General features: G+C 64.8%; 15 protein-coding genes. 5 read left to right on the plus strand and 10 right to left on the minus strand.

The annotated features are described in order from the left end of the window. Positions 1–83 precede the first annotated feature (83 nt). From AC1D09_RS00345 to AC1D09_RS00360, 4 genes are all read left to right on the plus strand, one after another. A complete protein-coding gene (locus tag AC1D09_RS00345) occupies positions 84–722 on the plus strand; it encodes a hypothetical protein (protein ID WP_477662860.1) in 639 nt (212 codons plus the stop codon). Between the two features lie 212 nt (positions 723–934). Beyond that, the gene (locus AC1D09_RS00350; protein WP_092132274.1) at positions 935–1,126 is read left to right on the plus strand and encodes a 4-oxalocrotonate tautomerase; all 192 of its coding nucleotides are present in this window, start codon (positions 935–937) and stop codon (positions 1,124–1,126) included. A gap of 16 nt (positions 1,127–1,142) precedes the next feature. Further along, the gene (locus AC1D09_RS00355) at positions 1,143–2,621 is read left to right on the plus strand and encodes an MFS transporter (RefSeq protein ID WP_477662859.1); all 1,479 of its coding nucleotides are present in this window, start codon (positions 1,143–1,145) and stop codon (positions 2,619–2,621) included. Between the two features lie 2 nt (positions 2,622–2,623). Beyond that, the gene (locus AC1D09_RS00360; RefSeq protein ID WP_477700892.1) at positions 2,624–3,418 is read left to right on the plus strand and encodes a class II glutamine amidotransferase; all 795 of its coding nucleotides are present in this window, start codon (positions 2,624–2,626) and stop codon (positions 3,416–3,418) included. A gap of 18 nt (positions 3,419–3,436) precedes the next feature. Here the strand turns inward: AC1D09_RS00360 and AC1D09_RS00365 are convergent, their stop codons facing one another. The 7 genes from AC1D09_RS00365 to AC1D09_RS00395 all read right to left on the minus strand — a co-directional run bounded on the left by AC1D09_RS00365 (position 3,437) and on the right by AC1D09_RS00395 (position 11,099). Further along, the gene (locus AC1D09_RS00365) at positions 3,437–4,069 is read right to left on the minus strand and encodes a histidine phosphatase family protein (RefSeq protein WP_477662857.1); all 633 of its coding nucleotides are present in this window, start codon (positions 4,067–4,069) and stop codon (positions 3,437–3,439) included. A gap of 52 nt (positions 4,070–4,121) precedes the next feature. Next, positions 4,122–5,078 (minus strand): glutathione synthase, encoded by a 957-nt coding sequence (gshB, locus tag AC1D09_RS00370; protein ID WP_477662856.1) that lies wholly within the window; start codon positions 5,076–5,078, stop codon positions 4,122–4,124. Beyond that, positions 5,075–6,322 carry a benzoate/H(+) symporter BenE family transporter gene (locus tag AC1D09_RS00375; protein WP_477662855.1) on the minus strand — a complete coding sequence of 416 codons (1,248 nt, stop codon included), beginning with the start codon at positions 6,320–6,322 and terminating at the stop codon, positions 5,075–5,077. The genes gshB and AC1D09_RS00375 overlap by 4 nt, the downstream gene beginning before the upstream one ends. Before the next feature lie 725 nt (positions 6,323–7,047). Then, positions 7,048–7,413 (minus strand): SPW repeat protein, encoded by a 366-nt coding sequence (locus AC1D09_RS00380; protein WP_477661472.1) that lies wholly within the window; start codon positions 7,411–7,413, stop codon positions 7,048–7,050. A 113-nt stretch (positions 7,414–7,526) separates the two neighbouring features. Further along, entirely contained in the window at positions 7,527–9,635 is a 2,109-nt protein-coding gene (gene fusA, locus AC1D09_RS00385; protein WP_477661473.1) for an elongation factor G, read from the minus strand. A 130-nt stretch (positions 9,636–9,765) separates the two neighbouring features. Next, on the minus strand, positions 9,766–10,476 hold the full coding sequence (locus tag AC1D09_RS00390; protein ID WP_477661474.1) for a glutathione S-transferase family protein: 711 nt from the start codon (positions 10,474–10,476) through the stop codon (positions 9,766–9,768). Between the two features lie 32 nt (positions 10,477–10,508). Beyond that, a complete protein-coding gene (locus AC1D09_RS00395) occupies positions 10,509–11,099 on the minus strand; it encodes a methylated-DNA--[protein]-cysteine S-methyltransferase (RefSeq protein WP_477661475.1) in 591 nt (196 codons plus the stop codon). A gap of 132 nt (positions 11,100–11,231) precedes the next feature. On the opposite strand from AC1D09_RS00395, the gene AC1D09_RS00400 reads away from it, so the two are divergent. Continuing rightward, positions 11,232–11,783 carry a bactofilin family protein gene (locus tag AC1D09_RS00400; RefSeq protein ID WP_074579217.1) on the plus strand — a complete coding sequence of 184 codons (552 nt, stop codon included), beginning with the start codon at positions 11,232–11,234 and terminating at the stop codon, positions 11,781–11,783. 106 nt (positions 11,784–11,889) lie between these two features. Here the strand turns inward: AC1D09_RS00400 and AC1D09_RS00405 are convergent, their stop codons facing one another. The 3 genes from AC1D09_RS00405 to AC1D09_RS00415 are packed head-to-tail and all read right to left on the minus strand — an operon-like array spanning position 11,890 to position 14,155. Next, the gene (locus AC1D09_RS00405) at positions 11,890–12,615 is read right to left on the minus strand and encodes an LrgB family protein (protein ID WP_477661476.1); all 726 of its coding nucleotides are present in this window, start codon (positions 12,613–12,615) and stop codon (positions 11,890–11,892) included. After that, positions 12,608–12,979: a CidA/LrgA family protein gene (locus AC1D09_RS00410; RefSeq protein ID WP_477661477.1), complete on the minus strand. Its 372-nt coding sequence runs from the start codon at positions 12,977–12,979 to the stop codon at positions 12,608–12,610. The genes AC1D09_RS00405 and AC1D09_RS00410 overlap by 8 nt, the downstream gene beginning before the upstream one ends. A 12-nt stretch (positions 12,980–12,991) precedes the next feature. After that, a complete protein-coding gene (locus AC1D09_RS00415) occupies positions 12,992–14,155 on the minus strand; it encodes a serine hydrolase domain-containing protein (RefSeq protein WP_477661478.1) in 1,164 nt (387 codons plus the stop codon). Between the last annotated feature and the right edge of the window lie 185 nt (positions 14,156–14,340).

Raw genomic sequence — 14,340 nt, forward strand, 5'->3', positions numbered from 1 at the left:
GGGTGTCAGACGTGTGTGCGGGCCTGCCCGCCGAACACCCGTAGTGACTTAAATTACAGCGACACAATGGCCAGGGAGGCCCGATGAAGTTGAATTCGCGCGGAATACTCGTCGCGGCAATCGGTGCCGCTTGGTCTTTTTCAGTGATGGGCGCTGCACCGTACACCGTCACCGGCTCGCTCGATGCGCCTGGAAGCGCCGAATTGATCATGATCGACGGTCGCCCTCCCGCCGGCCAGTTGGCACGCAAGGTCGTCACGCCCCAAGGCGAAGCCGAGCGGCTGGAAGACAGCGCTTTTGAACAGATGCCGATCGAAGCACTCAGAGGTGCGTTGGCTGAACAACTGGACGAGCAATTGCGGGTAAAGCTCAGCGGGCAGTTGCGGTTGACCGCTCTGAACGTCGCAGTTGGCGAACGGCTGGGCCGACCCGCCACCCGTGCTGAATACGCGCCCTTTGCCATCGGCGGCTTGATTGGCGGTCTCATCGCTTCCCGAGCTGTGCCCGCCATGGTCAGTCACGACGGTCCTCTCCCGCTCTACGTCGATTTGACCCTGGACCACCAGGGTCGCCCCATCGCCTGCAAGGCGATGGCCACCTTCTACGGCGACAGTATCGGCAGCGCCTGGCAGGCGGCCCTTCGAGAGGCGGTCGTGCACTGCGCCCACCAGCTGGGCGTGCCCAAGATGCTCGAAGAGGCGGGGCCCAATCGGGTTCGATAACCTTGCCGTCGGGTCGGCGTTGTGCCAACCAGCCGGTCCGCAGGCCAAATGAAAGGTCATCGGCCCAGTCGACTCGGCAATCGACGTTACCGCCCGTACTTCATCGCCGTCCCCGCAGGCCGACAAAACCGCCCGCGGCGCTTGCTTTTATCATCGGGTATTCACACGCCCCGCGGCAATCCCGCCGCAGGCACTTCATTCCAGAGGAAACCATGCCCACTTACCACGTCGAAATGATGGAAGGCCGCACCATCGAGCAGAAGAAAAAGCTCGTTGAAGCCATTACCCGCGTCAGCGTTGAAATCCTGGGCGGCCAGCCCGAGTCGGTGGACATCCTGATCACTGACATCAAGCGCGAGAACTGGGCCACCGGCGGCAAGCTCTGGTCCGAACCCAGGGATTAAAGACCAGGCCAGCCGCATGTCCGCTTCACTCGCCGACCTGCAGGCGCGCCACGGCCCGCGTTACCGCTGGCTGCTCCTGCTGTCGGTCATGATAGGCACGATGGCCTCCATCATGTCGTCGACCATCGTCAACGTGGCGATCCCCGACATGAGCCAGCACTTCACGCTGGGGCAGGAGCGCGCGCAATGGGTCAGTTCGGGTTTTATGGTGGCCATGACGGTCTCCATGCTCACCACGCCCTGGCTGCTGGCGCGCTACGGCTACCGCCGCACTTATGCGGGCACCATGCTGCTGCTCATGGCCGGCGGCATCGTCGGCGGCCTGTCCAACCATTTCAGCCTGGTGCTGGGCGCGCGCGTGGCCGAGGGCCTGGCGGCCGGCGTGGTGCAGCCGATTCCCGCCATCATCATCATGCGCGCCTTCGGCCCGCACGAGCAGGGCCGTGCCAGCGGCCTCTTCGGCATGGGCGTGGTGCTGGCGCCGGCGGTCGGGCCCAGCATAGGCGGCGTGCTGGTGGATTTGTTCGGCTGGCGTTCGATTTTTTTCATGGTCATCCCGCTGTGCCTCGTCTCGCTGTGGATGGCCTACCGCTATGTGCCCGACACCGCGCCCGGCGGCGTGGCGGCCAATCGCAACACGGCCATGATCGACTGGCGCGGCCTGCTGCTGGGCGCGCTGGGCACGCTGTGCCTGCTCAACGGCATGGTCCAGCTGCATGGCGCGGGCGGCGGCGCTCAGGCTTTTGCCCTGCTTGGCGGCGCGGCGGCCGCGCTCGCGGCTTTTGTCTGGTGGCAGCGCCGCCTGGCCGCCAATGGCGGCGCACCGTTGATGAACCTGGCGCTTTTCGGCTACCGGCCTTTCGCCATGGGCAGCATCGTCGCCTTTATTTACGGCACGGCCCTGTTCGGCTCGACCTACCTGCTGCCGGTCTATTTGCAGCTGGGCCTGAAGCTCTCGGCCTCGCATGTGGGCACCATACTGCTGCCGGCCGGGCTGGTGCTGGCCGCCACGATTGCCGGCGTGGGCCGCCTGGCCGACAAGCACCCGACCTGGCTGCTGGTCAGCACGGGCCTGGCGCTGCTGGCCGCCTCCTTCGCCTTGATGCTCACGGTGAGCCTGGCCTCCGGCCTGTGGATGCTGGTGGCCTGGGCCACGCTGGGCCGCATAGGCCTGGGCTTTATCCTGCCTTCGCTGAACCTCGGGTCGCTGCGGCCGCTGCACGAGCATTTGATCTCGCAGGGGGCGAGCGCGATCAACTTTTTGCGCATGCTGGGCGGCGCCATCGGCGTGAGCCTGTGCGGCATCGTGCTCGAATGGCGGCTGGCCGCCCATGGCGACTCTTTGGCCAACAGCACCAGCAGCCCGGCGCGGCTGGCAGCCTTCAACGAAGCGTTTTTGATGCTGGCCGCGCTGTGCCTGCTGGCCATGGTGGCGGCCTGGCAGCTCCGCCTGCCCGTGAACAGCCTTCCCACCGACCCACAGAAAGCAGGCTGACCATGTGCCAACTCCTGGGCATGAACTGCAACGCCCCCACCGACGTGACCTTCAGCTTTCGCGGCTTTGCGCAGCGCGGCGGCCATACCGACCACCATGCCGACGGCTGGGGCATCGCATTTTTTGAGGGTGACGACAGCGTGGCCGGCGCCAGCGACAAGGGCCTGCGCCATTTCGTCGACCACCAGCCGGCCAGCAGTTCACCGGTGGCCGAGCTGATCAGCCGCTACCCCATCAAAAGCCGCAACGTGATCTCGCACATCCGCAAGGCCACGCAAGGCCGCGTGGCGCTGGAGAACTGCCACCCCTTTGTGCGCGAGCTCTGGGGCCGCTACTGGGTGTTCGCGCACAACGGCGACCTGAAGGATTTTGCGCCGCGCCTGCACGGCAGCTTCCGGCCCGTGGGCAGCACCGACAGCGAGCGCGCCTTTTGCTGGATCATGCAGGAGATGGCCAAATCGCACGCCGGTGTTCCCAGCGTGCGGGAGCTCAGCATCACGCTGCGCGAACTTGCGGCGCAGGTTGCCGGCCACGGCACTTTCAACTTTTTGCTCAGCAACGGCCAGGCGCTGTGGGCCCATGCCTCCACGAACCTGTATTACGTAGAGCGCAAGCATCCCTTTGCCCATGCCACGCTGAGCGATGAAGACGTGAGCGTGAACTTCGCCGAGCACACCCGGCCCACCGACAAGGTGGCCGTGGTCGTCACGGCGCCGCTGACCACGAACGAGCAGTGGACGGCCTTCGCGCCGGGCGAACTCAAGGTGTTTGAGGACGGCGCGCTGGCGGCCGCCTAGCTTTTCCTAAGGTTTGGACTAGGGCTTGGGGCATGCCGCAGCCTGCCCATCAAGCTGCTGCTGCTCATGGCGAAAACTCGCGACGGTCTTGCCCCCGTCGCGCTGCACGGTCAGCACATAAATGCTGTCGAAGTCGCTGCCCTTCCAGTGCGGCACGGCGTCGGGCTGGCCGCCCATGCCCGCCAGCATGGCCTTGACCATGTCCTCGAGCTTTTTATGCTCCCAGGCGACCAGCACCACCGCGTTCTGGTAGCGCGGCGCCGCCAGCTCCCGCTGCAGCCCCTTGATGTCCTCGAAGCCGAAAGAGGTGTTGATCGGCAAGCCGGCCTGCACGGCCGTGGGCGCGACGGTCAGCAGAGGCCGCACATAGTTGTACAGCTGGCCGCCGTCGGGTTTTTTCTCGTGCGGGTCGGACGCGAACACAAAATCCGGTTTGCCGAATTTCCCCAGCAGCACGGCCGGCAGCGCCAGCGCGCGGTTCAGGCCCTGGCAGTTGAGCTGGCCCAGGCCTTGGTCGGGTTTTTCCGCGTGGCGGATAAAGATGATTTTTTGCTCGGCCGCCTGCGCCAGCAGCGGCAGTGCGGTGCAGGCGATCAGGGCGAGCGGGCGCAGCGCGCGGCGCAATGAAGGGAATCGGCGGGCGGGTTTCATGGCTCAGGCCTCGTGGATGGGGCCTGCCAGCTTAACCGGCGCGCCGGCGGCGTCAAGCCTTCAGCGCCGCCTCCAGCGCATCGATGAACATGGCCGCCACGTCAAAGCCGGCCTGGTCGTGGATTTCCTGGAAACAGGTCGGGCTGGTGACGTTGATCTCGGTCACGTAGTCGCCGATCACGTCGACGCCGGCCAGCAGCAGGCCGCGCGCGGCCAGCACCGGGCCCAGCGCCTCGGCGATTTCAACGTCGCGTTTGGACAGCGGCTGCGCCACGCCCAGGCCGCCGGCCGCCAGGTTGCCGCGCACCTCGCTGCCTTGCGGGATGCGCGCCAGGCTGAAAGGCACGGGCTTGCCGCCTATGACCAGCACGCGCTTGTCGCCCTTGGCGATCTCGGGCAGGAACTTCTGCACCATCACGCTTTGCGCGCCGTCACGGTTCAGCGTCTCGGTGATGCTGCCCAGGTTCAGGCCGTCTTCCTTGACACGAAAGATGCCCATGCCGCCCATGCCGTCCAGCGGCTTGAGGATGATGTCCTTGTGCTCGGCATGAAAACGTTTGATGTCGGCCGCGCTGCGCGTGACCAGCGTCGGGCCGCTGAATTGCGCGAATTCGAGGATGGCGAGTTTTTCCGGATGGTCGCGCAGCGCGCGCGGCTTGTTGAAGACCTTGGCGCCCTCGCGCTCGGCCTGTTCCAGCAGGTGGGTGCTGTAGAAATACTCGCTGTCGAAGGGCGGGTCCTTGCGCATCACCACCGCGTCAAAACCGGCGACGGCTTCGCGCCCATCGGGGCGTGACGCGTCCGCCGTGAACCAGGTGTCGGCGTCGCCTGTCAGCCGGATGTGGCGCACCTGGGCCGTGACCTTGGCGCCGGTCTGCCAGTTCATGTCGGCCGGCAGGCAGGCGCTGATGCGGTGGCCGCGCTTTTGCGCCTCGCGCATCATCGCGAAGGTGGTGTCCTTGTAGATCTTGAAGGATTCAAGCGGATCGGCGACAAAAAGAAGGTTCATGGTTTGGAAATGGTTCGGGCGTCCGGCGCCGGGGCGGACAGGGATTCACGGCCTTGCTGGCCGTATTGTTGTACAAACAGCGCCAGCGCGCCCGCGACCACCCCCCAAAAGGCCGAACCCACACCGGCTATTACCACGCCCGACAAGGTGACAAGAAACGTGATAAGTGCGGCTTCCCGGTGCGATTCGTCCTTCACCGCCGCCGCCAGCCCGCTGCCTATGGAGCCCAGCAGCGCCAGCCCCGCGATGGCCACCACCAGCTCCTTGGGGAAGGCCGTGAGCAGGCCGGTGATGGCCGCGCCGAAAATGCCGATCACGATGTACATTGCGCCGCAGGATACCGCCGCCGTGTAGCGCCTGGCCGGGTCCTCATGCGCTTCCCGGCCCATGCAGATGGCGGCCGTGATGGCGCCCAGGTTGAGCGCAAAGGCGCCGAAGGGTGCCAGCACCAGCGTGGCAATGCCGCTCAGCGTGATGACTTTGGAGATCGGAATGCCGCCGTCCGCGCTGTCCGGCCCGTAGCCCGCCGAGTAAATGGCCGCCACCCCCGGCAGGTTTTGCGAGGCCATGGTCACCACAAACAGCGGAATCGCCAGGCTCACGATGGCCGCGAAGCTGAACTTCGGCATCACGAACACCGGCATGGCGAAAGAAAATGCCATTTCCGACCAGGCCAGCTGCCCGCGCGCGGCCACAAACACCACTGCGCCGACCAGCGTCAGCACCACGGCATAACGTGGCAACAGGCGTTTGCCGAGCAGATAGATGGCCAGCATCAGCAGCACCAGCGGCAGGGCCGTCTGCGCCGCCGAAAAAGCCTGGATGCCGAAACGCGCCAGCACGCCGGCCAGCAGCGCCGACGCAATCGCCACGGGAATCCGGTTCATGGCTTTTTCAAACCAGCCGGTGATACCGAATAGCGTGATCAGCGCGGCGCTGACCATAAAAGCCGCCACCGCCTCCCCCATCGAAAACCCGCCGGCCAGCCCGGCCGTGGCCAGCACCGCGGCACCCGGCGTGGACCAGGCCACCATCACCGGCTTTTTGAGCCACAGCGAGGGAATCACCGAGCACAGCCCCATGCCCATGCCCAGCGCCCACATCCACGAGGCGATTTCAGCCGGCGTGGCATGGAAGGCCTGCGCGGCCTGGAACACGATGGCGACCGAACTGGTGAAGCCGACCAGTACGGCCACAAAGCCGGCGGTGAAGGCGGAGAGGTTAAGGTCTTTGAAGAATTGCATTTGGGGGATTTTGGCAGGGGTTGGAGGGCCGGGTCTTGCTCCGGCTGGACGCGCTCTTCCCCTTCTCTCCGTCTCCTCTCTTCGTCTTTTTGCTTTCTCTGCTGAGGCTTGCTGGCCGGGGTTGCCCGGCGGCAACTCACTTTTCTTTGCTTCGCCAAAGAAAAGTAAGCAAAAGAAAGGCGACCCTGGTTGCTGCGTCCCTACGCTTCGCTACGGGCAACCTGCGGTGCTCGGTCCAGACGGGGTCAAAAACAACTCGCCTTCGGCTCAAACAAGTTTTTGCCCTGATCCGTCTGGCCCTGCGCTCCTCGGCGCATCCACAAGGGGTGGGGACAGGAATACCAAACAGCCGAATACCCGAAGAAACAAGGACACGCCATGGCGTGTCCTTGTTCGTATTTGTCTTGGTTTCTTTGTCTTCTGTCCCCGCTCCCGATTGCCCCGTCCTGGCTGGGCCGAGCAGCGCAGACGGAGGAGGGATAAGGGCTGGCGTTGTCTGAGCGAAGCGCAGCGTAGCGAGTTTAGCCAGACCCCCTCCGCAGTCGAGCAGCGCAGGTTGCCCGAAGCGCAGCGGAGGGACCCAGACTGCGGGTCGCCTTTTCTTTGCCTACTTTCTTTTGGCGAAGCAAAAGAAAGTAGGTCGCCCGCCGGGGCGAGACCCGGCCAGCAGCCCTCAGCAGAGAGAGCAGAAGAAGAGCCCGCGCCCGCCGGCGCAAGACCCGGCCTCAATGCGCGTGATGATGTTCTCTCCAGACCTTGAACTTGTCATAAAGCACCCGCTCCAGGGCCCAGCCCGAGGTCAGTGCCACCAGCAAGCCCATGAGCAGCGCATTGAGCAGGGCGTTGTCGTGCCCGCTGTAGCCCCAGACCCAGGGCGAGATCATCAGGCCCATGCCCAGCAGGACATTGGCCCAGTCGTCCATGTGGTTGGGAAGAAAAAGGTCTTGCGATGCGAGGACGATGACGGCAACGCCCACGACCACCGAGCACCATGCCGCCGCCGCGGGCAGCGCCAGCGCCCATGGCGCGATGCACAGCCAGAGCCCCGCGAAAATCTCCAGCCTGTCTTGCCAACGATTGAGGGTATCCATGACAACCTCCGTAGTGAAGCCAAGGGAATTTCAGTGTAGAACTCCGGCAGAAATACGCAACGAAGGCCCACAGACCCTGAGGGCGTAGATGTCTTTCGGCTTCGGGCGCTTCCTCAACCGCCCTTGCCGCGCATGATGGCCGCGGCCACGTCGGGCGTGGTTTCGGCATAACGCTTGAATTCCATGGTGTAGGTCGCGCGGCCCTGGGTGAGTGAGCGCAGGGTGGTGGAGTAGCCGAACATTTCCGACAGCGGCACCTCGGCGCGCACCAGCTTGCCGCCGCCGCCCGCGATGTCTTCCATGCCCTGCACCATGCCGCGCCGCGAGGAGAGGTCGCCCATCACATTGCCCATGAAGTCCTCGGGTGTTTCCACCTCCACCGCCATCACCGGCTCCAGTAGCACCGGCTTGGCACGGCGCATGGCTTCCTTGAAGGCCAGCGAGCCGGCCATGCGGAAGGCGTTTTCGTTGGAGTCCACGTCATGGTAGGAGCCGAACACCAGCGTGGCCTTCACGTCGACCACCGGGTAGCCCGCGAGCACGCCGGCCTTGAGCGTCTCCAGGATGCCCTTGTTGACGGCGGGAATGTACTCGCGCGGGATCACGCCGCCCTTGATGGCGTCGACGAACTCATAGCCCTTGCCTGAAGGCTGCGGCTCCAGGTTGATGACCGCGTGGCCGTACTGGCCGCGCCCGCCCGACTGCTTGATGAACTTGCCCTCGACGTCGTTCACCGCCTGCCTGATGGTTTCGCGGTAAGCCACCTGCGGCTTGCCGACATTGGCCTCGACGCTGAACTCGCGCTTCATGCGGTCCACCAGAATTTCCAGGTGCAGCTCGCCCATGCCCGAGATGATGGTCTGGCCCGACTCCTCGTCGGTGTGCACACGGAAGGACGGGTCCTCCTGCGCCAGGCGGTTCAGCGCGATGCCCATTTTTTCCTGGTCGGCCTGGGTCTTGGGTTCCACCGCCTGCGAGATCACCGGTTCGGGGAACACCATCTTCTCAAGGATGATCACGTGGGCCGGGTCGCACAGGGTGTCGCCGGTGGTCGCGTCCTTCAAGCCCACGGCCGCGGCGATGTCGCCCGCGCGCACTTCCTTGACCTCGTTGCGTTCATTGGCGTGCATTTGCAGGATGCGGCCCAGCCGCTCGCGCTTGCCCTTGACGGGGTTGTAGACCGTATCGCCGGCTTTGACCACGCCCGAATACACGCGAAAGAAAATCAGCTGCCCGACGTAAGGGTCGGTCATGATCTTGAAGGCCAGCGCCGAGAAGGGCTCGTCGTCGTTCGGGTGGCGCTCGGCCTCGCCCACGTCATCCTCGGTGTGGCCCAGGATGGCGGGCACGTCCACTGGCGAAGGCATGTAGTCGATCACCGCGTCCAGCATGGCCTGCACGCCCTTGTTCTTGAAGGCGCTGCCGCAGAGCATGGGCACGATCTCGTTGGCGATGGTGCGCTGGCGCAGGCCTTGTTTGATTTCATCCTCGCTCAGGGGCTCGCCCGCCAGGTATTTGTTGAGCAGCTCGTCATTGGCCTCGGCGGCAGCCTCAATCATTTTGGTGCGCCATTCATTGGCGGTTTCCAGCAGCTCTGCCGGAATGTCGCCGTACTCGAAGTGCACGCCCTGGCTGGTGTCGTCCCAGATGATGGCCTTCATCTTGACGAGGTCCACCACGCCCTGGAAGTGCTCTTCCGCGCCCACCGGGATCTGCACCGGCACGGCCACGCCCTTGAGGCGCTCGCTGATCTGGCGCTGCACGCGGAAAAAATCGGCGCCCACGCGGTCCATCTTGTTGACGAAGGCCAGGCGCGGCACCTTGTACTTGTTGGCCTGGCGCCAGACGGTCTCCGACTGCGGCTGCACGCCGCCCACGGCGTCGTAGACCATGACGGCGCCGTCGAGCACGCGCATGGAGCGCTCCACCTCGATGGTGAAGTCCACGTGGCCCGGTGTGTCGATGATGTTGATGCGGTGCTCGGGATAGTTGCCCGCCATGCCTTTCCAGAAAGCCGTGGTCGCAGCCGAGGTGATGGTGATGCCGCGCTCCTGCTCCTGCTCCATCCAGTCCATGGTGGCCGTGCCCTCATGCACCTCGCCTATCTTGTAGTTCACACCGGTGTAAAACAGGATGCGCTCGGTCGTGGTGGTCTTGCCGGCGTCGATGTGCGCGCTGATGCCGATATTGCGGTAGCGCTCTATGGGGGTATGGCGGGGCATGCTGAACTCCTTTATGACCCGGCCTGCGCGTCTTGGAGTTGTTGGCGTGGCCGGGCCCGCCAGTTTGCGCCAAAGCGGCGCTTTTTGCATGGCTCATTTGCAGCAGCCATGCTGGTGGCAGGCCTGAAACTCAGTCGCCGTGCAGCATGGCCGCCATAAAGGCAGGCAGAGGCCGGCCATGGCCGTCGTGCAGCAGGTATTCGGCCATAGGCCGCAGCACCTGCCGCACCGAGGCGCGCGCGCTCATCCTGCCCCGCCAGGCCAGCAGCCGCGGCGTTTCGGCGGTGAGAGGGGCGCTCATGCGCTCGCCGAACACCATGGCCATGTAGAGGGCGATGTCGGCATTGGAAAACTCCCCGAGCATGTAGTCCTGCTCGCCCAGCAGCGCTTCGAGGTAGCGGTAAAAATCCCGCGCGCCCTGCAGCGCCGCGACGGCCTGCGGGTCGTCCAGCCTGTCCTGCAGGCCCATGAGTTTGATGACGTGCGGAAAGTAGACCTCGTCCGAGCGGTGCTCCAGCTGGCGGGCCAGTGCGCGCTTGTGGATGCCGGTGAGCCACAGTGCCGGCTCGGGCTTGAGGTCTTCAAGGTATTCCAGGATCTGCGTCGAGTCGAAGACCTCCACGTCGCCGTGCACCAGCACCGGCACCTGCTTCTTGGGGTTGATGCGCACCACCTCGGGGTCTTTGGGCGAATAGCCTTGGGCCTGCGAGAAAGGCACCATGACGACCTCCAGGTTTATGCCTTTTTCGATGGCGGCGATCTGCACCTTGGCGCCGAACATGCTGAGGCGGGCCGAGTACAGGCGTAGGGATGGCGATGCGGAATTGGGTGTGGAGGCCATGGGTGTGGGTGTTTCGTATGAAGCCAAAAAATTCAATGTGAGGAAGGCGGCGGCTCACGGTCAAACAGGCCGGGCGCGCCGCCTATCTCGGCGCCCTCGATCAGCAGCATGCGCAGCTTGGTCGACACGCCGCCGGGCGCCGAAAAGCCGCCCGAGCGCGCGCCCGAAGCCAGCACGCGGTGGCAGGGCACGATGACCGGAAAAGGGTTGTGGCCCAGCGCCTGGCCCACGGCGCGCGACGCACCGGGCTCGCCCAGCAGGGTGGCGATCTCGCCATAGGTCTTGGTCTTGCCCGGCGGGATGTCCTGCGCGGCCGCATAAACGCGCCGGTGGAAGGGCGTCTCGTGGCGCAGGTCCAGCGCGCAAAAGCGCAGGTCGCGGGCCTGGCCTTCGAACAGGGCCACCATGGCGTCTATGGCTTGCTGCATGGCGGGCGGCGGCGCGGCGGCCTCCAGCAGCGGGAATCGCCGGTGCAGTCGCGACAGCATGCGGCCTTCGGTTTGCTCGGGCAGGCGCACGGCGGCGATGCCGTGTTCGTTCCACACCAGCGCGCACTGCCCTATGGCGGTGGCAAAAAGCGTGAAGCCGTGAGGTTCGCTGTCGGCAATCATGGTGCGCCACATGCTACACGCGTAGGCTGTTCCCAGGACATCTGAGGGGGAATGTAAGAATTAATTTCGTTACCTCTCTTGCATGCTGCTCAAGCTTTTAATTTTTCGCAGACGTACCATGCCTTCTTTTTTGAAGGAACTCACATGGCAACACCGTTCTTTGGCAAGCGAGAAAACGAGACACCGACGGGCCTGCGCAACAGCCCCGGAAACGGCTACAGCAACACCGGCTCCGCCAGCACGCTGCATTCGGCCCCGCTGTCCGGCCAGCAGAACAATGCCGCCAAAGCCGTGAACGAAGCCTCGCCTTCCACCACCGCGACCAAGGAAGGCGGCAGCAAGCTCACGGTGGGGCCCAACATCAAGCTCAAGGGCGTGGAGATCACCGACTGCGACACCCTGGTCGTCGAAGGCCTCGTGGAAGCCACCATGGATTCGCGCGTGATCCAGATCTCCGAGCAGGGCGCCTTCAAGGGCTCGGCGGAAATCGACGTGGCGGAGATCCGCGGCGAGTTCAACGGCAACCTCACGGTGCGCCAGAAGCTGGTGATTTACTCGACCGGCAAGGTCACGGGCATCATCCGCTACGGCAAGCTGGTGATTGAAGAAGGCGGCCAGCTTTCGGGCGAGATCCTGTTTGGCGCGCTGGCCGCTGCCAAGCCGGCCGCTGTGAAACCAGGACTGCAGGCGGTGTAGGAGACTTAAAGCAAAAAAAGGGCGCGGTCCAGCCGCCCCAACGAACAAGCCACATCACTTCCCCGCCGTTCGCGGCAGGAAGGTGATGCGGCGTCTTCGCGTTTGCCTACAGGAAGCGAAAGACTAGCGGTATCAGCGCGGAGGCCAACACCACCTGAAGGCCCAGCGCGAGTCCGGCGTAGGCGCCCGCGTCGGCGTTGACCTGGAGCGCGCGCGCCGCGCCCAATCCGTGTGACACCGTGCCCAATGCGAAGCCGCGCGCGGCCCAACCAGAAGCGTCGCGCGGGATACGAAGGGCGTCAAACAGGTATTTGCCGCTGAGCGCGCCCACCAGGCCGGTGATCACCGCGAACACGGCCGCCAGCGCCGGAATTCCGCCTATTTTTTCGGCAATGCCCATGGCCACGGGCGCGGTGACCGATTTGGGGACCAGCGACAAAGTCACTTCCGAAGGCAGGCCCAGCGCCCAGCCCATCAGCAGCGCCGAGCCGCCGGCCGCGATGCCGCCGGCCAGCGCGGCCAACAAGAGCCGGCCCCAGCGCCGCCGCAGCTCCTCGCGGCGCAGCCACAGCGGCCAGGCCAGCGCCACCACCGCGGGGCCCAGCAGGAAATGGATGAACTGCGCGCCCGCGAAGTAGGTGGGATAAGGCACGCCGGTGGCCAGCAGTGCGCCGGCCAGGCAGACTACCGTCCAGAGCACCGGGTTGGCCCAGGGCGCTTGCTCCAGGCGGGCATACACCGCCTGCGCCAGCACATACACCACCAGCGTGGCCGTCAGGCCGAACAACGGTGTGGCCGACAGGTAGACCCAGAGTTCGACAAATTTAGGCATGCGGCGGCTCCTGCGGCTTCGCTTCGCCGCGGTCCCGCAGCAAATGCAGCGTCAGCACGGTGACCGCCAAACCCGCCAAAGTCGACACCACCACGGCCAGCAAAATGCGCGCGCCATACTGGCTGACCAGCGAAAGATGGGTCATGACCCCCACGCCGACGGGCACAAAGAGTAACGAAAGGTGCGAGAGCAGAAAGTCTGCGCACACTGACACAGGGCCTCGCACCAGCTCTGAACGCAGGGCCAAGAGCAGCAAAACCATGCCTATCACCGGCCCCGGAAACGGCAGGGAAAAGCCGCGCGACAGCAGTTCCCCCATCGATTGAAAAACCAGTAACCAGGCCAATCCGCGCAGCGCCGTCATCGCGTCAAGCCTTTAGGGGTTGTTGGCAAACAGGTCTCCTTGCGGCCATTCCTTGACCGCATTGGCCGCGCCCCACAGCGCCTGGTCTATGTCCTTGAAGAAGGCGCGGCGCTCGGCATGCTCGGGCCTGGAATTGAAAGCCACCACCCAGGCATAACCTTGCCGGGTCCTGAGCGCCAGGGTTTGCAGGCCCGGCTGGCTGCCGGTGTGCCACCAGTTGTCGCCCTTGTCGCTTCTGACCACATGGATGCCCGCCCCGTAGAAGGCGCGCGGATTGCCTTCCTTGGCCAGTACGGGTTCGCTGCGCATGGCCCGCAACGATTCCTCGTTGAGCAGGCGCTTTCCCCGTGTGCCGTCTATCGCCAGGAAAAATTTCAGGACCTCCGTCGGCGTCGCGATCCATGCGCCCAGCGCGTCCATGTTTTCGACCGAATAGGAACCGTAGGGGCTGGGCACATTCGCATTCGAGACGCCGGGCGCGCCGCGCTGCAGCGGTTCGCCGGGAAACGGGTAGTACTTGGTCTCGCCGGGCCGGCTTTCGGTGCTGCTGGCGGCCTGAAAGCCTTTGCCGATGACGGGCTGCAGAAACTCCCGGCTGCTAAAAGCCCGATAGGACTCGCCGCTGACGATCTCCACCACTCTCCCCAGCATGCAATAGCCGGTGTTGGAATAGGCAAAGCGCTCGCCGGGCGTGAAGTCCAGTTTCTCCTGCAGCGAATCGCGGATGATGGCGTCGCAGCTGACGGGCGACGCGCCTTGCCGGCGGGCAATCTCCCTGAGCCGCGGCTGGAAGAAGGGGTCACCCGAGCGCTCCCGGTCAAACCCGCCCGAATGCTGCAGCAGGTGGCGTATGCGGATGTCCCCGGCACGTGAGTCGGCGGGCGGCTTGGACGTTATCCCTGCTTTCTCGAACAGGGGCAGCACCGCGTCGTCCAGCTTCAGTTTCCCGTCCTCCGCAAGCTTGAGCACCATGACCGCCGTCAAGGTCTTGTTGATGCTGCCCATGCGGGTGAGGGTTTGCGGCGTCATGGCCTCCTGTTTGCCCTTGTCGGCATACCCATAGCCCTTGGCAAGCAGCAGCCTGCCGTCCTTGGCCACGGCCAGGCTGGCGCCGGGGATGTCGTGTTTCTTCATGACCTCCAGCACGGCCTTGTCGAAGGGCTCGAGGTTGGGCAATGAAGAGCCTTGTTGGCAGAGCCCCGATTGCGGAAGCCATGCGAGCAAGACGCCTGCGAGGGCGCAAAGAAGCCGTCCAGGTGTGGTGAGGGAAGTGCTGGCGCCGCTGGACCGTGTTGTGTGCATGACCTTGCCTCGGGTTTTTTTGCGCAGTCTACGTGATCCCGATCCGGCCGTGCCCCGGC

The sequence above is a fragment of the Polaromonas sp. P1_A2 genome (genome assembly GCF_056406895.1).